Annotated in this window: 18 protein-coding genes; 12 read left to right on the forward strand and 6 right to left on the reverse strand. The window is 55.2% G+C overall.

Going from position 1 to position 22256, the window contains the following annotated elements; all coding sequences use genetic code 11:
- Nucleotides 1-50: 50 nt before the first annotated feature.
- Nucleotides 51-521, reverse strand: coding sequence for a GNAT family N-acetyltransferase (locus AC3Y2E_RS24125; RefSeq protein WP_379214952.1), 471 nt, complete (start codon nucleotides 519-521; stop codon nucleotides 51-53).
- A 429-nt stretch (nucleotides 522-950) separates the two neighbouring features.
- Here AC3Y2E_RS24125 and AC3Y2E_RS24130 point away from each other — a divergent pair, with 429 nt between their 5' ends.
- Nucleotides 951-1151: a hypothetical protein gene (locus tag AC3Y2E_RS24130; RefSeq protein ID WP_332073238.1), complete on the forward strand. Its 201-nt coding sequence runs from the start codon at nucleotides 951-953 to the stop codon at nucleotides 1149-1151.
- 284 nt (nucleotides 1152-1435) lie between these two features.
- On the opposite strand, the gene AC3Y2E_RS24135 is transcribed toward AC3Y2E_RS24130, so the two are convergent.
- Complete coding sequence (locus tag AC3Y2E_RS24135; RefSeq protein WP_379214954.1) at nucleotides 1436-2635, reverse strand: MFS transporter; 1200 nt, start codon at nucleotides 2633-2635, stop codon at nucleotides 1436-1438.
- A gap of 160 nt (nucleotides 2636-2795) precedes the next feature.
- On the opposite strand from AC3Y2E_RS24135, the gene AC3Y2E_RS24140 reads away from it, so the two are divergent.
- The 6 genes from AC3Y2E_RS24140 to AC3Y2E_RS24165 all read left to right on the forward strand — a co-directional run bounded on the left by AC3Y2E_RS24140 (nucleotide 2796) and on the right by AC3Y2E_RS24165 (nucleotide 11696).
- Complete coding sequence (locus AC3Y2E_RS24140; protein ID WP_379214956.1) at nucleotides 2796-3377, forward strand: TetR/AcrR family transcriptional regulator; 582 nt, start codon at nucleotides 2796-2798, stop codon at nucleotides 3375-3377.
- A 332-nt stretch (nucleotides 3378-3709) separates the two neighbouring features.
- Nucleotides 3710-5182 carry a protein adenylyltransferase SelO gene (locus AC3Y2E_RS24145; RefSeq protein WP_379214958.1) on the forward strand — a complete coding sequence of 491 codons (1473 nt, stop codon included), beginning with the start codon at nucleotides 3710-3712 and terminating at the stop codon, nucleotides 5180-5182.
- 1053 nt (nucleotides 5183-6235) lie between these two features.
- Nucleotides 6236-7042 (forward strand): ankyrin repeat domain-containing protein, encoded by an 807-nt coding sequence (locus AC3Y2E_RS24150; protein WP_379214960.1) that lies wholly within the window; start codon nucleotides 6236-6238, stop codon nucleotides 7040-7042.
- Nucleotides 7043-7229: 187 nt separating this feature from the next.
- A complete protein-coding gene (locus AC3Y2E_RS24155) occupies nucleotides 7230-8804 on the forward strand; it encodes a histidine kinase N-terminal 7TM domain-containing diguanylate cyclase (protein WP_190927291.1) in 1575 nt (524 codons plus the stop codon).
- Between the two features lie 199 nt (nucleotides 8805-9003).
- The gene (gene hcp / locus AC3Y2E_RS24160) at nucleotides 9004-10296 is read left to right on the forward strand and encodes a hydroxylamine reductase (protein WP_379214963.1); all 1293 of its coding nucleotides are present in this window, start codon (nucleotides 9004-9006) and stop codon (nucleotides 10294-10296) included.
- 353 nt (nucleotides 10297-10649) lie between these two features.
- The gene (locus AC3Y2E_RS24165; RefSeq protein ID WP_223836545.1) at nucleotides 10650-11696 is read left to right on the forward strand and encodes a GerAB/ArcD/ProY family transporter; all 1047 of its coding nucleotides are present in this window, start codon (nucleotides 10650-10652) and stop codon (nucleotides 11694-11696) included.
- A 74-nt stretch (nucleotides 11697-11770) separates the two neighbouring features.
- Here the strand turns inward: AC3Y2E_RS24165 and AC3Y2E_RS24170 are convergent, their stop codons facing one another.
- Together AC3Y2E_RS24170 and AC3Y2E_RS24175 are read right to left on the reverse strand one after the other, a co-directional pair.
- A complete protein-coding gene (locus tag AC3Y2E_RS24170) occupies nucleotides 11771-12070 on the reverse strand; it encodes a hypothetical protein (RefSeq protein WP_223836544.1) in 300 nt (99 codons plus the stop codon).
- Between the two features lie 348 nt (nucleotides 12071-12418).
- Complete coding sequence (locus AC3Y2E_RS24175; protein ID WP_379214965.1) at nucleotides 12419-12991, reverse strand: FAD-dependent oxidoreductase; 573 nt, start codon at nucleotides 12989-12991, stop codon at nucleotides 12419-12421.
- Nucleotides 12992-13272: 281 nt separating this feature from the next.
- Between AC3Y2E_RS24175 and AC3Y2E_RS24180 the strand changes: the two genes are divergently transcribed.
- Nucleotides 13273-14472, forward strand: a complete 1200-nt coding sequence (locus AC3Y2E_RS24180) for an MFS transporter (RefSeq protein WP_190927434.1) — start codon at nucleotides 13273-13275, stop codon at nucleotides 14470-14472.
- A gap of 385 nt (nucleotides 14473-14857) precedes the next feature.
- Nucleotides 14858-15493, forward strand: a complete 636-nt coding sequence (locus AC3Y2E_RS24185) for a DUF2625 family protein (RefSeq protein WP_379214967.1) — start codon at nucleotides 14858-14860, stop codon at nucleotides 15491-15493.
- 158 nt (nucleotides 15494-15651) lie between these two features.
- Here AC3Y2E_RS24185 and AC3Y2E_RS24190 read toward each other — a convergent pair whose 3' ends face one another.
- Both AC3Y2E_RS24190 and AC3Y2E_RS24195 read right to left on the reverse strand, forming a co-directional pair.
- Nucleotides 15652-15945, reverse strand: a complete 294-nt coding sequence (locus AC3Y2E_RS24190) for an RNA polymerase alpha subunit C-terminal domain-containing protein (RefSeq protein ID WP_190927283.1) — start codon at nucleotides 15943-15945, stop codon at nucleotides 15652-15654.
- A 203-nt stretch (nucleotides 15946-16148) separates the two neighbouring features.
- Nucleotides 16149-17054 carry an AraC family transcriptional regulator gene (locus AC3Y2E_RS24195; RefSeq protein WP_379214970.1) on the reverse strand — a complete coding sequence of 302 codons (906 nt, stop codon included), beginning with the start codon at nucleotides 17052-17054 and terminating at the stop codon, nucleotides 16149-16151.
- Between the two features lie 463 nt (nucleotides 17055-17517).
- Here AC3Y2E_RS24195 and AC3Y2E_RS24200 point away from each other — a divergent pair, with 463 nt between their 5' ends.
- The 3 genes from AC3Y2E_RS24200 (at nucleotide 17518) to AC3Y2E_RS24210 (ending at nucleotide 22239) form a co-directional block, all read left to right on the forward strand.
- Nucleotides 17518-18279 (forward strand): ABC transporter substrate-binding protein, encoded by a 762-nt coding sequence (locus tag AC3Y2E_RS24200; protein ID WP_379214972.1) that lies wholly within the window; start codon nucleotides 17518-17520, stop codon nucleotides 18277-18279.
- Nucleotides 18280-18371: 92 nt separating this feature from the next.
- On the forward strand, nucleotides 18372-18857 hold the full coding sequence (locus AC3Y2E_RS24205) for a type 2 periplasmic-binding domain-containing protein (protein ID WP_379214974.1): 486 nt from the start codon (nucleotides 18372-18374) through the stop codon (nucleotides 18855-18857).
- Between the two features lie 40 nt (nucleotides 18858-18897).
- Nucleotides 18898-22239 carry a carbohydrate binding domain-containing protein gene (locus AC3Y2E_RS24210; RefSeq protein ID WP_379214976.1) on the forward strand — a complete coding sequence of 1114 codons (3342 nt, stop codon included), beginning with the start codon at nucleotides 18898-18900 and terminating at the stop codon, nucleotides 22237-22239.
- Nucleotides 22240-22256: the final 17 nt, after the last annotated feature.

A 22256-nucleotide genomic window follows, 5' to 3' on the forward strand; every position in this document is an offset into this window, starting at 1 on the left:
ATATAGGAGTCTCTATAAATGGAGCAGCTCCTCCATTCATTGACGAGAGTTCACAGAGGCTGGATGTCTCTGTTTTTTTCCAAGAACACCAGACCCCAATCCGGCTCGACGATCTCGTACTTAAAAATCCGGTACCCAAGCCGGTGGTACAAGCGAATATTGGTCTCGCTCTTGCTGCCGGTGAACAGTTCGTATCTGCCCGCAGCGCGGATGGTTTCGATTGCGTTCATCAATGTGGTGCCGATCCCTCTGCCCTGATAGCCGGGGTGTACGATCAGTTTGCCGATGAAACAAGTCCCGTCGTTGACATAAGCTCTGACCGAGCCGACGATGCTTCCATCGCTGACTGCTTTCAGCACGGTGTGGTTTTGGAATTGAAGCTTCACATGTTCAATTGTTTGAACAAGAGGTTCGATCCCGTAATTGCGATAAAGCTCGGCTTCGCTTCGGTAAGCCATTTTTTGCAGAATTAAGATTTCCTCCGCATCGGCCGTTAGCGCCCTTTCAATCCTCACATCCATCTCGTCTCACCTTTCTTCGCTCAGCTCATCTAATCTTATTAGCATTATAACGGTTTTTGTATTCGTTTGAATATTCCAAAATGTTTGTTCGCTCCAAAAAACGTTTAATAGATGTAAGTCTGCGACAGCAGGGGTCTGAAATCCGAAATTAAAGGCATTCAACATGGCAATGGCGTGGAAAGACTTCGATTAAAAGCTTTTATCGCTACGCCAAAATTTAGGTTTTTTACAATGATAAAGTTCAAAAGTATTGTTTCAAGCAAGCAAACTGCTAGTTTTCTGTACCAACAAAAGCTTCCTTTTACGTTTTTCTTACAATTTTAGCTAATATCCTACTAAAGACCTCTTCAAATTTGTTTATTTTTGGTATAATTGGAACTATAATAAGGGTAGGCGAATTATGTTTATCTAAGAAAAGGAGCCGTTAGTATGCCAATTCCTTCGGGAGCATCGATTGGGTGGGTCATTGCTGCTGCAATCCCGATCTTCACCCTCTGTACGATACTGGAAATGCGTTTGCGCAAAAATATCCGGCTGGGGCGGATTGACGAAAGCAAATATTCGCCTAAGCGACTAGCAGAATTTAGACGGATGCGGGAACGGATGACCAAGGTTAAGGATAATGTTTAATATATTGGTAAAGTTAGCTGGTTAACGATCGAGAATAGCCTGAAGAAGAAGCCCGGCCGCGTGCACAGTTAGGGAGCGAGGTCGGGCTTTTTGGGTTATTTCATTCTGGTCGGAAGCTGGAAAAGGGGATTGGGTGCCCAAGATAGCTGCATCCTTTCAGAGAACACCCCAGTAAAACACCTGCCTAAGAAGAGGCTGCCGAAGAAATCGGCGGCCTTTTATACTGACAGTCGTTTCGCTGGGATTCGTAAACCGGATCAGGAGCTTGTGCGAACTCTTACCCATTATGAAGCCGTCATCCGCCGGGTCATCGACCAGAAACCCAGCGCCAGAGCGCTGACTCCGGCACCAAGCAGACAAACGGCATACCAGCCGTAGTGGGCATACAGATAGGTGGAGGCGATTGAACCGATAGCGCTGCCGATGGAGTAAAAGATCATATATCCGCCGGTCAGGCGACTTCGAGCTTCGGGCTTTTTGGTGAAAATGAGGCTCTGATTGGTGACATGTACGGCTTGAACGGCCAAATCGAGCACAATAATTCCGATGATTAGGGCAATTAAGGATTGATCCGTCAAACTAATCGGAAGCCAAGAAACAAGAAGTAAGGCTAAAGCGACGCCGGTTGTCTGCTGACCCCGGCCTCGGTCCGCGAGACGGCCTGCCTTGGCCGCAGCCAGCGCTCCGGCCACCCCGAACAGACCGAACAGTCCGATCTGTGTGTTCGAGAGGGAATAGTGGGGTGCGCTGAGCGGAAGTACCAGCGATGTCCATAAGGTACTGAACGCGGTAAAGATCAAAAGCGCCAATACGCCGCGAACCTGCAAAATCCGCTCCTCCATGAATAATCGGAACAAGGATTGCAGCAGTTGTCCGTAAGAGAGGGAGGCAGGAGCCGCTACCGCTTCATTTCTAGGCCAAATGCGGGACAGCAGGCCAACCATCAGAATCGTTACAACTGCAGAAGACCAATAGACGGCTCGCCAGCCGCCAAGATCCGAGACAATCCCTGCCAAAGTGCGAGCAAGGAGAATGCCGATTACGATCCCGCTGGTGACCAGGCCGACAATACGGCCTCTTTCGGCTGGAGAGGCCAAGGTAGACGCAAAGGCGACCAGGGTCTGGGTGATGACGGCCAGCAATCCTACTGCAGCCATGCTTGCAAGCAGCGTGATCCCGGTTGGAGAAAAACCGACGGCAGCCAGCGCCGCTGCAGACAACAGCAACTGTCCAATAATGAGCTTTCTTCTATTTACCAGATCGCCTAATGGTACCAGCAAGGCTAGCCCAAAGGCGTAGAAAATTTGAGTCACGGTGACGACGATGCCGATCGTGGATGCTGACATGCTCAAGTCATTTGATATGGCATCCAGCAGCGGTTGCGCGTAATAAATATTGGCTACGGACATGCCGCTGGCAACGGCGAAGATCAAGGGCCAATAACGGGGAAGACGGACAGCTGAGGCGCTAGAGTGGTTGTTCATGATATGAATCATCTCCCATAGTTATTTACCGATCGGTATGTAATTTTCATGAGTAAATCCTAATAACTAATCTGTGTTTTGTCAATACTCCGTTGACAAATCCTACAGTGTCTTCTAAAGTTTATTTTACTAATCGGTATGAAACTAGGGGGGCGTTCATATGGTTCGGCCGAGGGAGTTTGATGAGGATCAGGCACTAAACGCTGCGTTGGATTTATTTTGGGAGAAAGGATACGAGGCAGCTTCCTTGAGTGAATTATCGGAGAGGATGGGGATACAAAAGCCAAGTATTTATGCGGCCTTCGGCGATAAGAAAGCACTGTTCGAAGCGGCGCTCCGTTTGTATACGAAGCAGCATTCCTCCCGTATTCGGGCTGTTTTGCAAAAGCCTGCGACTGTGAAAGAAGCTTTTCGATTCTTATTTGAGGATCTGATCGAGAAGGAATACACAGGAGCTCGCAATAAGGGGTGCTTCTGCATTAATACGATGGTGGAGTTGTCTCCGCACGATGAGAAATTTGCAATTTTAACGAGAGAACATCAAATGTATTTGTCGGCTATTTTTGAAGAGACGTTAAAGAGAGGCGTAATTACCGGAGAATTAAACCGTGAATTAGACGTCAAAGCTTTGTCTCAAACTCTCGTTGTTTCCTTAATCGGATTAACCGTTATTATGAAATCCCGGCCTAACCGGTCGTTTGCGGATCATTCTAAAGATGTCATTCTTTCTCTGATCCAGTAAGCGCGGTATCCACTGCTATAAGATCCGATCTGACGGGATCAGCTTGCCAAGCTCAGGGAAGGAACTTACCAAGAAGAGGTCGTTCGAAATGACAGGTGGGGACGGACCGGTATTTGTGTTTCAGTCCTAAGAATAAATCGGGGGCGGGGGCGAAAACTAAAGGAATCCGCCCTGTACTTGGACGAAAATAAGGCAAGGAAACGAATAAACTGTTACTGTCTCCATAAAAAAGAGTAAAATAGAGGTAGAAGTCCGCTACATGTAACAGCTGTCTATTGCAAATTTCGAACTGAAACGACTCGTCAATCCAAACAGAAGAACAAGGAGCTACGATGACGGAGAAACCAATAACGGAAGCCGGATGGAACTTCGATAACAGTTATGCCCGCCTGCCGGAAATTTTATATGCGAGACAAGGGCCAGCGCCTGTACGTTCCCCCAAGCTGGTTGTGCTGAATGAACGGCTCGCCGCTTCCCTCGGGCTGAACGCCCAAGCGCTGCAAAGCGGGGACGGCGTTGCGGTGCTGGCCGGCAACCGCGTTCCCGAAGGCGCTTCGCCTCTTGCCCAGGCTTACGCCGGGCATCAATTCGGGCATTTTAATAGGCTCGGGGACGGCCGCGCGTTGCTGCTCGGCGAGCAGATCACGCCTGCGGGCGAGCGGATGGATATTCAGCTGAAAGGCTCGGGCCGGACGCCTTTCTCCAGGCGGGGCGACGGACGAGCGGCGCTCGGGCCAATGCTGCGCGAGTACATCATTAGCGAAGCGATGCATGCGCTTGGAATTGCGACCACCCGCAGCTTGGCCGTAGTGACGACAGGTGAAACCATCATCCGCGAGACGGAGCTGCCGGGTGCGATATTAACCCGGGTAGCTGCCAGTCATCTGCGCGTCGGGACGTTTCAATTCGCTGCCAATTGGGGCAATGCCCGCGATCTCGAAGCGTTGGCGGACTATACGCTGCAAAGGCATTATCCGGAAGCCGCCGCCGGGGAAAACCGCTATCTAACGCTGCTGCGGCAAGTCATTCAGCGTCAGGCCGGATTGATCGCACAGTGGCAGCTGGTCGGCTTTATCCACGGAGTGATGAATACCGACAATATGGCGTTAAGCGGAGAAACGATCGATTACGGGCCTTGCGCTTTTATCGACGTGTACGACCCGGCGACGGTATTTAGTTCCATTGACGTGAACGGCCGATATGCTTACGGCAACCAGCCGTATATCGCCGCTTGGAACTTGGCGAGATTCGCCGAATCTTTGCTGCCGCTGCTTCACGAAGATGAGGACGAGGCTGTGAAGCTGGCCGAGCGGGAGATCGCCAGTTTTACACAGTTGTTTCAGCAGCACTGGTTTGCGGGCATGAGAGCGAAGCTGGGCCTTTTTAACGAAGAGGATGACGATCCGGCTTTATTTGAACGTCTTCTCGGCCTAATGAAACAGTATCGCGCGGATTACACGAATACGTTCCGCTCCTTGACTCTCGGCAAGCTGGAGGGCACGTCCCTGTTCGGCAGCGAGGAATTTGCCCGGTGGCACGAGCTGTATCAGGCGAGATTGGGCAGGCAGCAGGAATCGGAATCCGATTCGAAGCAGTTGATGCGCAGCAGCAATCCCGCCATCGTCCCTCGCAATCACCGGGTGGAAGAAGCGCTGGAGGCTGCGGTGGAGCAAGACGACTACAGCGTGATGGAGCGGCTTTTAAGTGCGCTAGCGGACCCTTACGCGTACTCCCCCGAGCAGGACGCGTATTCCGCGCCGCCAGCCGAATCGGGCGAACCTTACCGGACTTTTTGCGGGACTTGACAGACAGTACCGGTGGTAGAGGCAGAGTAACGGCGTAAAAAAACGACATCCCAAAGGGCCCCGGCTGCAAAGGCGGCCCTTTTTTGGGTTGTTGCTGTAGGTTTGCTAAAGCGGTAGAGCGGCGAAGCGAATTATTTTGCAAAGACATACCGCCGTTTACGCGGGGGCAGTCGGCTCAGGGAATAGTTCGCGGACTGCACGCACTCCAACGAACTCCAGACCATAGTGACCGAGGTGGTTCTATTTGTGACCAATCCTTCGCCTATTCCGCTTTTTTCGCCGGTGAAGCGGACTCAGGCGCCGTTGTTTGAGACTGAAGTCGGGCTGAATGCTGGAATGTGGAATGGGAGGAGGGGGCAATATGAGCGATCGGTCCGCCAAGCCGTCGAAGCGGGCTCCAGATTTGCTAGATGGGCTGTACACGGTGGTGGCGTCAAACTCTCAGAATAAGAGCGGTTTACACTCCTTTATTTCGTCCCAAATCGGCTTGGATGGCGGAATACGAGCGGTTTGAGACTCTTAGAATCCATCCAAAAGGTGCGAACCCCTCCGTTGGTTGAAAATAAGAGATGCAAACCGCCTTTCTTTTCTTCGACCATTCGAAAACGCCGAAAATAGGAGGTGCTAGAGAGGCTGTCGATTCATTGTGTAGAGGTGTTAGAAAGGCCGTTCCAAGTGAAAAGTTACCTTCTTCTGCTCAGACAGGTTGTCCGGAATCCCTTGATTTCATAAGGATTGTAAGGTAGGGGATTCCAGACAAAACTCGCCAGAAGGCAATCTTTTCCCTTTCCACTTGGTTGTCCACAATGAATCGACAGCCTCGCTAGAGGCTCTTATTCCGTTATAGAGCCCGTACGTCTCATGTGTTCAGCATGATTTCCGGCTTTCGCGAGCTGCGGACACCGGCCCGGGAGGACAGGAACCGGCCGCGTAAGCAACCCCCGCAATTGTGGGGCATTTACCTACTGCTGTACCCGGTCAACAGGTATAATGGGGATAGGAGACTTAAAAAACTAAATAAACTTAAAAAACGAATACACAGGAGGTCCGGCCATGGACGTTCTTGATCAGGATGACAAGTTGGCAGCAGCCGCTGTCGAGGCGATACGTACAGGGGACGTTCAATCGCTGCAGCGGCTTCTCGCCGGGAATCCGGGACTGGCGGCAGCTCGAATCGTCCGACAGGAAACCTCGGACGGAGCAAGGAACGCCGGCGAGTCGTCTCTAACCTTGCTGCATGTGGCCACCGATTGGCCCGGGCATTTCCCTAACGGAGCGGCTGTCATCACGCTGTTGACGGAATCTGGTGCTGACGTTAACGCCCGGTTCGCCGGCGCACACGCCGAGACCCCGCTCCACTGGGCGGCGAGTACGGATGACGTCGAAGCGATCGACGCGCTGCTCGATGCCGGGGCGGATCTGGAAGCGCCGGGCGCGGTGATTGCCGGAGGCACTGCGCTCGACGATGCCGTCGCGTTCGCGCAATGGAGGGCGGCCCACCGGCTGGTCGAGCGCGGAGCCCGGTTCGCCCTCTGGCATGCCGCAGCGCTGGGCCGGATGGATGCGATACAGAGCCATTTTGACGGCGCCGAATTACCGGAACAGTATTCTTGGGGAGCAAGCGGCGCCGAACCCGCTGACAAGATTAACGTCTCGTTCTGGTGCGCCTGCCATGGCGGGCAGCAGCGTCCGGCGGAGTACCTGCTCGCACGCGGAGCCGAACTGAACTGGGTATCCGTCTGGGACGGCTTGACGCCGCTGGACGCGGCGCAGCGAAGCGAAGCTGACGGTCTCGTTCGGTGGCTCCACAGCCTGGGAGCGCGAAAAGCCGGCAAGCTTCGGGGACCGCTGGGGTCCTAGCGGCGGGCCGGAACAGTTGAATACAGCGGCAGTCCCGGAGGCATCCCGGCTGCTGCTTTTTGAACGTTTAACGGGATAAAGGGTTTACCGTATTCACGTACGCTGGTATGGTGCAAAACAATTCCCACTACCCCGCTATCGGTATGTTACGATGAATATACAGCTACTTAGGATGGAGCCGGCAAACATGGATTCGCTATTGACGATGTACATTACGCTTGTCTGCGTATCGGGTGTGTTCAATGTGTTTCTCAGCATCTACGCCTTCTCCAAGAGGCGCGAAATACCGGGTGCGGGAACTTTTATGGCCTATACGTCAGCGCTGGCGATTTACTGTTTCGGGTATGCTTTCTGTCTGGCAAGCGATACGATCCGGGAGGTCAAGCTCTGGACGACGGTCGAATACGTCGGCATGCCGTTCTCGGCCGCCCTGGGTCTGATGATCGTGCTGAACTATCTCGGCAGGAAAGTATCCGGGAGAACGGCTGCGGTTATGTTGGTCATCCCGGCGATCACTCTGCTGATGGTTGCGACGAACGATTATCATCATCTGTTCTACAAGTCGATGGAATTGAGGGAGGGCCTGCCGGCCCCGCTCGTGAAGATTGAGATCGGAGAATGGTACATCGTACACGGCATCTACACATTCAGCTGTCTGCTTGCCGCCGTCGTCTTGCTGATTGGCCGCTGGAGACAGACGAGCCGGACTTACCGGCTGCAACTGACGGTGATGCTGTGCGGGCAGTTCATTCCGATGGTTGCCGCCTTCCTCTACTTGCTGGGGATCGCGCCGGGGGGACTCGATCCTGTGCCAATCGTCATGTGCGTCACTTCCTCCTTGTTTATATGGGCGATAGTCTCTACCAAAATGCTCACCGTGGTTCCAATCGCCAAAGAAACGATTTTCGAAAGCATGGGCGAGGGGGTTATCGTGCTTGATCCCGCAGAGCGGCTCATCGATTTCAACCGCGCCGCAGCCGCGATGATTCCTTCGCTCCATCTCTCTCTCATCGGTAAAACCTTGGACGAGGTATGGACCATGATGACGGGATCACCGTTCCCTGCGGCCCGTCAGCCTCAGGGGATGAAGGAGGAGATTGTGTGGACGGCGGACAACGGCTGCCGCTGCTACGAGGTTCGTTCTTCCGTCGTCCGGCACCGCAACGGCGAGCAGGCGGGAAGCCTGCTGATGCTGATCGACGTGACCGAGCTGAAACGGCTTCAGCGGGATTTGGAGCATATGGCCTACTACGACGGTCTCACCCAAATCTACAACCGGACCCATTTCATCCACCTGGCCCGCGAGCTGTTAAAGGAATCCCGGACCGGGGGACATCCGTTCTCGGTCGTGCTTTTCGATATCGATTATTTCAAGCAGATTAACGACAGCTTCGGCCATGAGACGGGCGATCGTGTCATCGTGCACGTCGTCTCCGTATGCAAGCGGATACTTGGCGAAAATACGTTGTTCGGCCGTTACGGCGGCGAGGAATTCGTGATCGCTCTGCCGTTCGCTTCGCTTGATGAGGCTGCCGGTCTTGCCGAGCGGCTGCGCGCGGCGCTGGAGGCCGAGCCGCTGATTACGGCGGATGGCGAGGTCGCCGTCACCTCCAGCTTCGGTGCGGCCCAAGCGGCGGAGCCCGGCCGCGATACGCTGGAGTCGCTGCTGCACGCGGCCGACGAGGCGCTGTATTTGTCCAAGCGCGGCGGCCGCAACCGGGTCAGCGTATGTAACCCGGCTGTACGCCGGAGGGACCGGTAAGCCAACAGTTTGCGTCTTCGTGCGTCTTTTAGGTAAATGGCCGTGCCATACTCCCAGCGGTATTGCATCTACAAGGCGTAAGCAATGTCATCATTTCGCCAGAAACGGTGTGACTGCCGTCACCGTCGCCATCCCCCCGGCTCTGTTAAGCTGGTTCTTGGAAGAGAACATAGCGAATCGCCGAATGGAGGATGGCTTTATGTTTTGTTACCAATGTGAACAAACGCCGAGCGGCGGCTGTAAAGTGGTCGGGGTATGCGGCAAAGACGAGACGATAGCAAGCTTGCAGGATACGATTATTTTTGCGCTGAAAGGAATTGCCGCTTACGCGACACATGCCAGACAGCTCGGCTATACCGATCCGGAAGTGGACCGGATTACGCACGAAGCGCTGTACCTGACTTTGACCAATTCGAATTTTAACCTCCAGGAGCATCTGGATATGGCGATGAAGGTCGGCACGGCCGCGGTCCGGATCATGGATGTCCTTGACCGTGCGCATACGACGCACTTCGGGATTCCGCAGCCCGTTACGGTATCGCAGAACAAGATCGAGGGCAAGTGCATCGTCGTAACGGGGCATAACCTGTATGCGCTGGAGGAGCTGCTCAAGCAGACGGAAGGCAAAGGCATCCAGATCTATACGCACTCCGAAATGCTGCCGGCTCACGGCTATCCGAAGCTGAAGCAGTATGCCCACCTGAAAGGAAATATCGGGAAAGCGTGGTACGACCAGCGGCGGTTGTTCGAGCAGTTTCCGGGGGCCATTCTGGCGACGACGAACTGTGTGATGCCGATTAAGGGCACCTACGCGGACCGGTTTTTCTCCTATGAGGTGGCGGGGCTTGAGAATGTGACGAAAATCGTCGGCGACGATTTCTCTCCGCTGATCGTACGGGCGCTGGAGCTGCCGGAGGCGAATATCGATTCCGAGCAAGTGCTGACGACCGGCTACCACCACGAGACGGTCATCGGACTCGCTCCGGAAATCATTCAAGCGGTGCGCGACGGCCTGATCAAGCGGTTCTTCGTCATCGCCGGCTGCGACGCTCCGGGCAAAGGCGGCGAGTATTACCGCGAGCTGGCCACTTCGCTTCCGAACGACACGGTGATACTGACGACGTCCTGCGGCAAGTTCCGCTTCAACGACGTCGACTACGGCACGGTAGCCGGCACCGGCATACCGCGGTACATCGATTTGGGCCAATGCAACAACTCCGGCTCTACGGTCAAAATCGCGCTGGCGCTGGCCGACGCCTTCGGCTGCAGCGTCAACGAACTGCCGGTAAGCATCGTGCTGTCCTGGTTCGAGCAGAAAGCCGTCGCCATCCTGCTGGGCTTGTTCAGCCTCGGTATCCGGGATATCCGGATCGGTCCGAAAGCGCCGGAGTTCATCAATGAAGGCGTCATGAACGTGCTCGTCGAGCTGTTCGGCCTGAAGCTGATCGGCGATGCGCAAGAGGATATGGCGGCTATGCTCGCTTTGAATTAAGTTTGCACGGCAAGGGAACTGCGCGTTTAAGTCAGCCTCCATCCCCCCCTACCAGCCGCTACAGCCGGAACGGGGGTATTTTTGTTGAAAGAAGCGCTCCTTCCTTGGACGGAACAGAGTTGGAATAGTTTAACACCGCTCCGGAAATAATTAGAAGCGACATGTAGCAAACCAATGGAGCTCACAAGGAGCCGGGCAGGGGGGAGCCGAGCATCGAACAGCAAACCGGCAGCAGAGACTCGAACCGTCCGAAAGGTCCGGCAGATCGGGAAAGCCGTCCCACGTTCTACACCAACATCCGGCAGTCCGGCAGCATCGTCTCCAGCTCTTTGATCGGCATCGGCGTGCTGACCTTGCCCAGGATGGCCGCAGAATCGTCAGGGGAAAGCGGGTGGATCGTGGTCATAGGCGGCTGCCTGCTGGCCATCCTGGCGTTGTCCGTCATCATTAAGCTGTCCAACCGCCATCCGGGTCAGACGATTGTCGATTATGCGATCCGGCTGCTCGGCCCGAAGCGTTACCCTCTGGTCGGACGCCTCATCGGCCTTCCTTTATTCACCGCATACTTTTTGTTTTGGGCAGCTTCTACCGCACTCATCGCCCGCAGCTTCGGCGAGGTCGTCGTAACCAACGTATTGCGGGAAACGCCTCTGGAAGTCGTTATACTGACGATGCTGTTCACAGGGTTGTTTTTCGTTATGCACGATGAGCAGGTGCTGATTCGCGTCAATGAAATTTTGCTGCCGATCATCGTCGTTCCCGTCGTCATCATCGCTCTGTCTTCCCTGCAAAGCGCGCGGCTGGACAACGTGCTGCCGATATTCAGCGGAAATTGGCTCGGCTTGCTGAAGGGGGTTTTCTACACGGCCGGCTCGTATCTCGGCTTCGAGATGATGTCGATCTTTTTGGCGAATACGGAGCAGGGGGGCAAACGAATGACAGCCGGGATCATCGGCGTTGCGATCCCGGGGTTCATCTACGTGCTTATCGCATTTTCCGGCATATCCGTATTTGGCGTCGACGAGCTGCGAATTCTGGCCTGGCCGACTCTGGAGCTGGTCAAGACGAGCGAGGTGCCCGGACTGATCCTGGAGCGGCTGGAATCGGCTTTTCTCGGCGTATGGGTGGCGTCCGTTTTTACGAGTGTGGGCAATATGTATTTCGCCGCAACGATCATCGCCACACAAGCTTACAAGGTGAAAAGCCGGCGGTGGATCGCTGTTCTCATGCTGCCGGTGCTGTACTGGTTTTCCATGCTTCCTCCAAGCAGCCAGAAATTGATCGAGTACCAGAGGTTGAACATTTACTTGGGAATGTGCATCGCGTATGTGGTGCCGGTGTTGCTGCTGCTCATATCCTTCGCGAGAGGCCGGAGCCGTCCGGGAAAGGCAAGTCCTTAAGACACCCGACCGCGAAGGCAGTCCGGACATGCGTTTCTTAACGCAGTAAGGGTACAGCTGCATCTTACGTTGAGTCAGTTCTCTTCCCAATCGACCCGGTACTCGTACATCCAGCGATGGGCGTCCTTATCGGCTCTCCTAAGAAACAGCGGCATCATCAGATCGCGGAAAAACACTTGCACCGGGTTCGTCGCATGCTTGCGCCGGCCGATGCTTCTGGAGTAACGAACGATCTGTTCCACCCTGTCGCGGCGCTGTTTCTGGAAAAGGGCGAAGGCCTGCTCCTGATCGGGGAGGTCGCGGAGACACTTGGCCAGTACGATCGCATCCTCCAGCGCCAGCGAAGCGCCCTGCGGCATTTGGCGATGTGGCATGCAGGGCGTCGCCGATCAGACCTACGGATTTCTTGTGCCATTCCGGCAAGGAAGGCAGATCGTAGATCGGATAGACGCCGATCTCTCCTCGCATCCCATGCACGATACCCGAAAGCGGGGCGATATCGTCGGCATACAGCTCCCGGACGGTTCGATGCCACTCCGCCTGGGGGATGCGCTGCAGATCTTGCCGGGTGGGCGATCCGGGATAGTCCAAGTTGCCGAACCAGTACACTTCGCCGTCTTGCCTCGTCAAATAGCCAAAAAACGCGCGTTTTCCGAACACCATCGTTTGGGTGCCCCGATCGTAGGGGAGTCTGCTGTCGGGCAAAAAACCGCCAAAGCTGATCAATCCTGTATAAGCCGGCTCCGGCGCGCGCCCGGAACGACGATTCTCCGGACCCGCGAATGAATGCCGTCGCAGCCGATCAACAGATCCCCGGATGCGGTTCCCCCGTTCTCGAAAGAAATCTCCACGCGTTCTGCCGTATTCACTTCGACCGCTTTCAGCTTCTTGCCGTACTCGATCGGAATGCCTTGACGCCGCGCCTCTTCCCGGAGAATCCGATGGAGCGCGCCTCTCTTCACCGTATACCCTTGGGGCTCCCCGTCGGAAGCGCCGATAACACCCAGCAGCTTGCCTTTGCCGCTGACCCTCTTCATCGTATGCATTGCATACCCTTCGCGCCGGACTTCTTCATCCAACCCCAGCTCTTGCAAAACATACGTCCCGTTGCGGGCCAGATTGAGAAACAACCCCGCATAGTCGTCGGCCTGCTCATCGGCTTCGAAAAGTACGGGAGCGAAACCGGCTCTCTTCAGAAAAAGCGACAAGGCCGGACCGAGCGGACATGGGTCGTGCGGCTGATCCGGGATATAGAGGCCGGGGACTTGACGGAACGGACGGAGGACGGCTGGCATTGGTCGGTCCGGTTTGCGGAGCCGCCTGCGCCAGGCCCGGACAAGGATAACGATTAAAGGAGCGAGGGCTGTGCGCGCGATCTGGGGATTTTATCAGAAACCTTCAAGTATAAAAGAATAGCATTTTATGCCCAGGGTTGATAGAGTGATTCATGGACCGTCCGGTCGTCGAACCGGCGATCCTGTGATGACGCGGTCCAACCGACAAGCGAAGACAGAAACAGCCCGGAGGTTAACCGGAAGTGGAGAGACGACTGGAGAAGTTCAACAAGATTTACGCCATGCAATTGGTGACGATTTTTGCAGGATTTATCGTTTTCGGCTTTTCGGAAAATAGTAAAGGACCGGCTATACCGCGCATTCAATTCGACTTCATGCTGAATGAATCCCAGCTCGGCACGCTGTTGTCGCTGAATGCGCTCGGCTATTTACTGGCCTGCTCGTTTACCGCATTTCTGACCCGGATCTGGGGAATCAAAATCGTAAGCGTCGCTGCGTTCGGGTCGATGATCCTCTCGGGCGTGCTTATTTATTTCTCCCACAGTTATCCGGCGTTTGCTTCGTCGTATTTCCTCATGTACATCGGCAACGGGATGCTGGAGATTGCGTTAGCGATTCTGGGCGCGCGTATTTTCGTGAAAAATACGGGCACGATGATGAATTTGACCCACGGCTTCTACGGGATCAGCTCCACGGTGGCTCCCCTGGTGGCGACGGGCTTAATGAACGTAACCGTGCTCGGGCATACGCTGGATTGGCGCGGCATGTATCTGGTGATGCTGTCGCTGTCCATTCTGCCCATTATATCGGCCTTACGCTCCTCGTTCCCGGGCGACAGCCTGACGCATGAGGAACGGATTCCGCTGAAAGCCTTGATGCGCGACCCGGCCCTCTGGCTGATGGTGCTGATCCTCACCTTCGGCGTCGTGTCGGAGCTGGCGGTAGGCGGCTGGCTCGTTTATTTTCTGGAGAAGGCTTACGGATGGGATACCGTTACGGCCTCGGGCATGCTGTCGGCTTTTTTTCTATGCTTTACGCTTGCCCGGCTTATATTGGGGCCCTTGACCGATAAGATCGGGTTCACCCTGTCGCTTATTGTTTTCTCGGCATTTTCGGCCTTATGTACGTTTGCAGCCCTGATCGGAGGCGAAGGTTATGCCGTTCTGTTCGCAGCGGCGGGACTGGGGATCGCGATGATTTATCCGACGGTTATGGCCTTTATTGCCAGACGGTATTCGAGGGGCAGCGACACGGCCATTACCTTTACCGTTACGCTGATGGGGGTAGGGAGCGTTATCGGCAACTACCTCATCGGAGGCGTCATAGAAGGTACGAAGGCGCTTTACGGCGCCGATACTCCCATCGGCCTGCTCCGGGGGCTCCAGGCCGGGTACGGGTTTATCGGGTTGTGCGCCGCTGTGTGCGCCGCTTTCAGCATCGTGCTGTACCGCTACTTAAAACGGCGGAGGGAACTGATTTAACCCGATAGAATAGGAACCGTACAGCGAAAGCGTTCGAGCAGGCTGCAGGGTCGGCACATAGCAAAGAGCGCAGCGAGAAGGGGGAGGTCTTACGCTGCGCTCTTTGTTTGAAGCTGATACAGTATATGGAAGGTTGCTAGATTTCGACAAGACGAATATACGGTAGAGAAAGACCATTTATTGGCGCTGCCGGACAAGACGCCGGCATTCCCCCATTTGGCTATGGAGGTGCGCACAATCCGCTGGCGGCTCTTCCCCAGCGGTTGCCGGTTCGGGCGGTTAAGCTGCGGTGAGGAAGGGGCGGCTCCCGCAGAATGAAGCTGCTGCTTATGAAGGAATAACGATAAGTCTCCCGCCAGAAACCATCCAATAGTGAGGTAAATCCATGAAAACTAGTAAAAAACGGATGGGTCCGGACGATGCGTGGGGCGAACTGCAGGAATGTATCGCAGGCGCGCAGAACCGGGTTTCCGTACTCCCTTGCAATAGAGAACAAGGGATCGCAACGCTTGAACATTTGCAGCTATCGAATCGATCTTATCTGGGAGCCATTGCCCTTGAAACCGGCGGACTGTTAATCGATGGCGGCTGGTTAAAAATTTTGGGGGCCGGCAACTCCAGTATTTCGGGGTCGCTGATTACCTGGAACAACCCGATCGGAGACGCTTTAATCGTCGCGTACGATTTGGTCGGGGGCTGTTTTGCACTAAGCGGGGAAACGGGAACCGTGCATTATTTTGCTCCGGACACGCTGAGCTGGGAAGATCTCGAAGTCCCTTATTCCGGATTTATCGAGTGGGTGCTGAATGGGGATGTGGCTTTATTTTACGAGACGTTCCGGTGGAAAGAGTGGCTGCACGATTCGCAAAACATTCAAGGCGACCAGGCGTTTTTACTGTACCCGTATCTATGGACGGCTGAAGGAAAAGATGTGGAACGCACCTCGAGAAAAGCGGTCGGCGTCAAAGAGTTATGGGGGATGCAGCTGGAATTCGCAAGGCAGTTGAACGGCCCATCGTAGAAGCGCAATGGACCGTTAGCCTTCCTTTCCAATTCCTTGGCCGGCAGTCCGGAGGCCGCTTCCCCCGGTAATCGGGCCCCGTGGCGGCAAGCCGACTTTGCGGGGCCTCATATGAGGGCGGCCTGCCTGCCCTTCCTCCGGTTACGCTCCCGTTTACGCTAATCTTTGAACGATAAACCGATCTTCTCCAAAGCCGCCCGAAGCTTAGGCAACGACGCGGGTCCCATCCCGTGAAATTTCAAAATCTCTTTCTCGCTATAGGTCGAAAGCTGCTGCAAACTCGTAATGCCGTTATGTTCCAGCGCTCGTCTGGCCGGCGCCGAGAGAAGGGAGAGAAACGCGCTGTCAGGCGCCGCCTGCTGCTCGCAAACCGGACATGTCGGACAATCGGTGCTTTTGTAGTACTGGTGTCCGTTGTCGCACGTTCTTAACGTTTTCGGTGAAGCCGCCACGATTCATACCTCCTTTCATCCTAGTTCGTTTATCCCCTGCCCGAGTGGGAACCTGCCTTCAACCCATTTCAGTGATAGGAGGCAAACAAGAGAGATTTGTACGCTTTTGAAAAGCAGCTGCATAAAACGCATACAAGGGCCATCCGGCGTGGGACAGGTTTCTTTAGTCGTTTGCCGTTGTCATTTCGCTGCTTCCGCTTCCCCTAGCCGCCGATCCTTCTCGTTCGGGCGAGAATCGACCTGGCGTATTCGGAGGGCGTCATGTCGGCGATCCGCTTGAACTGCTTGGAGAAATGGTGGATGCTGCTGTAGCCCAGGCTTTCGGCAATCGACGATATATTGCCGTTCTCCTCGCGAATGAGCTGCTTGGCCCGGTCGACTTTCAGACGATTGAAATATTCCATCGCCCCGATGCCTGTATGCTCCTTGAAGATCATTTTAAGTCCCGTGCGGCTAATCGCGAAAATGTCGCACAGCTGGTCGAGCGTATAATTTTGTTCGATATGGCTCTTCATAAACTGGATGATTTTCGAAAAAGATTCGTTCGTCGGGACCTCCCCGACCAAGGCGGCTTTGCTTCTTGCGCTTTGTTCCGCTCTTCTCCGGCGTATCAGACGAATCAGAAAAATTTCCAGATAATTGCGAATCAGCTGCTCTCCGCCGAAGGCCGCGCTCTCCCGCTCGTGCGGACACCCGGAGATCATCGGCGAGTTGACCGGCGGATCGAACGCCTGCAAGCCTTCCTGTACAATCAAGGATAAGATCTGGTATTCGTCCTCCTGCAGACGAAAGCGGCATTCGCCCTCGAAGACGGACATACAGGCCGAGTCGCATTCGAACGAGAGGATAATAATATTGCAGATCGTCTTGTTTACCGATCGGCCCCCATGAAACAGATCCGGCATGAAAAACAAGATGTCCCCTTGTCGGAGATGATACGTCCCCAGATCGGTATAAAACTCCACTTCCCCTTTATCGATATAGATGAATTCCCAGAAGTCGTGGCGTTCTCCTCCTTTGGTGCTAAAATGTTTGGACATTTCCCGGTAATAAAAGGTGACCAGCTTGCGAATGGTCAGTTCTTCCTTCAACACATGTCTCGGACGCATCGGCCGGATTCCCCCTGATCCAATTGAAATCGTTTGCAACGAACGACAGCGAGCAGAACCGATATGATCTTATTATATTTCATGTTCTTGGCCGGATAAAAGAGGGGACAGCCGCCACCGTTCGATTCCAAGGCCGTATCCATTCGCAGAACGGCTTGCGATGTCAGGCGAGCTCCTGATTGGGAGCCGAATGTTTTGACCGGATTGACAAAAGGTTTGACCTTTGCGGCAAAGCCCTGCCCCCGTCTTGGCTTTATGATAAATATAAGAAACTGCCGGGGAGGTGAGGGGAGGTTGAATAAGGTCGTTTGCCAACATAGGGTAATCGATTTCTGAAAAGCGGTACTAACATGGCATACGGGTTCCGGAGAGATGTCCCGCACAAGAAGGCGAAGCTGTCCGGTGAGATCCGATGGTCCGATGCAAGTTGCGTTAGAATTCAGGGAAACTGGGGGAACTGAACATGGGAACAAAAGCGAGAAACAGGAAGAAAGTGAATGGGCTTGTACTTCCGGCTCTTCTGGCCGGTCTGACGCTGGCAGCGTCCGGCTGCGGAAACGGCAGCGAGCAGGGGAACCGAAACGGCGGATCGGCCGCCGAAGGCGACAACCAGCCGCCCAAACGGACGGAGCCGGTCGAGCTCGTGATCCATACGAACAACGGGGGGACGCCGGAAAGCTTTGACGCCAATTACGGGGATCGGATCCGCAAGAAATTCCCCGATTACAAAATCACTTACATCCAGAGCAAAGCGGGCAGCACGCTGCAGGATTTGCTCGCAACCGGTCAGCGGGTGGACATTTTGTTCCAGACGGATTCGTACTACTTTGAGCTGGCCGAGGGGTCCAAACTCGAATTCGATATGACCGAGCTTGCCAAAAAGCACGGTGTCGATCTGAACGCGATCGAGCCCCGGCTGATCGAAGGCTTAAAAGCGTCGGGCGGCGGCAAGTTGTATGCGCTACCAGTCAGCAACATGATTCAAGTGATGTATTACAACAAAGGGATTTTCGATAAATTCGGCGTTCCTTATCCGAAGGACGGGATGAACTGGGATGAAGTGCACGAACTGGCCAAAAAACTGGACCGTGAAGACGGCGGCATTCCCTATATCGGATTTACGGCGTCGCCGGCCCATATTCTCGGCAACAACCAGTATTCCATTCCTTATGTGGATGCCAAGACGGAAAAACCGACGTTTCTCGACGGCACCTGGAATTATTAACACCGGGCAAGACCGCAGGCTACCAAAAGTTCGTAACGGACAAAAAGAAGCTTCCGTACCGGCTTGAATTTACCGATGCTCCGACGCTCGGCATGTTCGTATTCAACTCCAGCTTCCCGTTCTCGATCCCGAATATTAACGACATTAATTGGGATCTAGTCTCGCTGCCTGTGTTCAAGGAGAAGCCGAAGGTCGGCTCGCAGTCGATGCCTGTCGTGTTCGGCATCACCTCGACGGCCAAAGAGAAGGACGCGGCGATGGAGGTTATCAAGTATCTGGTATCGGAAGAGGCCCAATTGTCCGAAGCGAAAAAAGGCAACATGCCGATTTTGACCAGCGAGACGGTAAGAAAAGCGTTCGCGCAGGATACGCCGTTTAAGGACAAAAACTGGGCGGCCTTGTATGACAACCAGATCGCTCCGGGCGTTACGAAAAATCCGTACCTGCTGTCGGTCGAACGGGTGCTCACTCCATACGTACAGCAAGTCATCGAAGGGAAGAAGGACCTCAATACGGCGCTGCGCGAAGCGCAGGAGCAGGCGGAGAAGACGATCGCCGACGCGAAGCTGAAAAAATAAGTGGACCGTATCGTAAACTCGGCATAATGGAGGGTTTGGAATGAACGGATTCGATTCATGGCTGCCCCATCCGCGATTCATGTCAGTCAAGCAAAATGCAGCGATCCTATGTCTGTTCACACTGCTGTTTCAACTGCTGGGGCTGGCAGCGGCGGCGCCGCAGGCCATCGCCCATAGTCCGGGGGGCGACGCGATGCATAACGGAGGCTTCGAGCAAATCACTGACGGCAAACCGCTTCCTTGGCTGGCGATGGGGGGCTGGAGCAATCCCGAGATCCAGGTCGCATCCGCGGCGGCACGCTCGGGTGCGGAAGGCATCCGGATCGAGACGGCACAGACGACGAACCCGTGGATCGCACAGGATGTGCTCGTCGAATCGGGCGCCGTATACGACGTGTCGGTCTGGTTCAAGTCGCCTGGAGTAACCGGAAGCATAGGGGTTAAATTCGAATATTACCGGGATCAGGTGCGTACCCCGGCCAACCGGCTAAGCCAGTACGATATGCAGAAAAATATTTTGGCCCAGGATATAACGGGCGACTGGCAGCAATTGCGGTTTGAGGCTGAGATTCCTCAAGAGGCCGGACTGGTCCTGGTCTATTTGCGGATGTACGGAACCGGATCGGTTTCTTTTGACGATGCTTCCTTCGTTCTGCTGAAGCATAGGTCCATGATCGATTTGACGACAGACCGGATTTTCTATTATGCCGATGCCGATGAAGGCAACGTGGAGGCCGCTTTCAACTCGCAGGTCGGTCCCTTGGATCAACTGCATGCGGAGGCCCGCATCTACCGGGAGTCGACCGGTGTCGTCCTTGCGACGTATGCGCATGCCAATGCGGCGCTGCCGATGAGCTTCCCGTTCGATCCGTCGCAGATGGTCATGGAGGAGCCGTACGGGGTGGAGGTCCGCCTTATGGACTCATCGAATGCGGTTCTGGAAACCGTGACGAAGCCGGTGTACCGGATCAACCGTCCGACGATGCTGCGGAACGACGGAACGCTTCTGGTGGACGGGAATCCGTTTTTTCCGATCGCGGCCTACCATGTGCGTCAGACCGACTATCCTTATTTAAATGAAGCCGGGGTCAATACGGTGCAGGGTATCGTCACGAATAACGCCAATGCGCTGCAAAGCGCGCTTGATGCCGCCCACCAAAGCGGGCTGAAGGTGATGGTTCCGCTGTACTATAATATGAAAGTAAAAGAAAATGCGGCGCTGACCGAGCAATTCGTAACCCGGTTCAAAACCCACCCGGCGGTGCTTGCCTGGATGATTATGGATGAACCGTTCTCCAACGGCAAAACACTGGAGGAGCTGGCCGACGCCTACCGGCTGATTCGGTCGCTCGATCAGGCGCATCCGACCTATATGGTCGAAGCCATGCCGCCGTATTACGCCACGACAGCCAAGGCGACGGATATTCTGGTAACGGACGTGTATACCATCCCGTATGAACCGATCTCCTTAGTCGGCGAACGGACGGCGGCGGCCAAGCAGGCGGCAGGGGAAAAGCCGGTCTGGAACGTCCTGCAGGCGATGCATAATCCGCCGAACTGGCCGATTCTGCCGACGATCGGGCAGGTGCGCAATGCGGCGTACCAGACGCTGGCGAATGGCCTGCAAGGCGTAGCCTATTATTCGATCAATGAAAATACGTTCCAGCTGCGGCAATCCGCGCTCTGGCCCGGGCTGGTCGATTTCCGGGAAGAGCTGGAGCTGTTCGGCCGGCTGGTGACCGAAGGGAGCCGGATCGGCCAAGGGCAGACGGACCACGGCCGCTGGGCCGTGTGGGAGCATGAAGATGTCCGCTACGCCGCAGCCGTCAATACAAGCGAACAAATCCGTCAGATGACTGTCCCGCTGGGGGTAACGGGCTATCGCGCGGAATTGCTCTATGGGGACACGCGCTCGGTGCTGGATGGGCAGGGCGATGAACTGACGGTTCATCTGGGTCCGCAGCAAGCGCTTCTCTACCGGATTACCCCGTTCGAGAACAGGATCTCGGAAGCATTAACGATCGCGGCTCATGCTTCGGGGCTTTCTGCGGATGCCCAGTGGACGTCCCGCATGAACCAGCTGGAAGCCAAACTGAACGTGATCCGGGGTTATCTGACCGGAGCCGCCCCCGATCCCGCTGCAGCCGTTCATACGGCGATTCAGGCTTTGCACAAGGCGGGCCAGTTGGAAGAGTGGGCCGATCTGAACGGCAGCGCATCTGCAAAGCCGGATATGCTGGCCGCTATGAAGCAGCTCAGAGAGCGGCTCGGGCCGCTGGCCGCCTCGTATGTCCGGAGTGAGCTTCATGTCGGAGGCGGACTGCTGGTCGGACAGGAGGAGCGGAACGAGCTGTCCTTCACCTTGCACAACGGAGCGGAGACCGGACTGCAAAACATCCGGGTCACGTTGAAGTTTCCCGATCCGTTCGGCCTGGAGCCGGAAACCCGGACCGTCTCCCCGCTCGGCAGCGGCCAATCGGCGACGGAGACGTTCAGCTTCCGCATGGCGGAGCCGTTGCTGGAGAAGAGTTACCGGCTGCAAGCCGTTATCGAGCTGGAGTACTCCAACAAACCGGGAGTTGCGATCTTAACGGATACGTTCATTCGGTCTCCTTATACGGATCTGCTAAGCGCGAAGATCGAACCGGACGCCATTCTGGCGAATAAGGGCGGCAGTTACCCGTTTGCGGTGAAGGTTGATAACAACGTGCCGGGAAGCCTGCAGGTCGGATTCGAGACGGAGCCCTCATCCGCCTTGTCCGTACAGCTTCCCGCTCCTTTCCAACTGCCGGGGAATCAGCAAGTTACGGTCAGCGGCACGGTATATGTACCGATGAGCGTTACCGACGGGGTCTATGCGGCGACGATCCGGGTGCAGGCGGACGGGAAGACGGTCCGGTCGATGCCGCTTCAGGTTCATATCGATAAAAATATACTGCCCAATCCGGGATTCGAGCAGGCTAACGCTTCAAGCACGGGACCTGCCGGCTGGCTGATGCGTCAAGGAAGCTGGGTACAGGACGCCGTCTACGGCGGTCATTATGCCGTCTCCTTGCAGCCCGATTCGGCCAACGCCTGGAACGTTATCAACTCCGACCTGATCGCGATCGAACCGGGTACCCGACATATGTTGAAGGGCTGGGCCAAAAACGGCGCTACCGGCGGCAGCGTGTCGATCGGGCTGAGGGAGGTCCGGGAGAACGGCTCATCGACGATCGGTTATACGTGGAAAGAGATCGCGCCCGCTTCCGACTGGACGTATTACGAGTTGGAGGTAACGCCTGCGGCGGCGGCCAAGTATGTGCAGGTTTATTTGAAATCGGACGCGGATGTGGATGGAACGGCATGGTTCGACAATCTATATGTCGGAGAAATCGAGTGATCCGCACGATAAGCAGG

This window comes from Paenibacillus sp. MAH-35 (genome assembly GCF_058135425.1).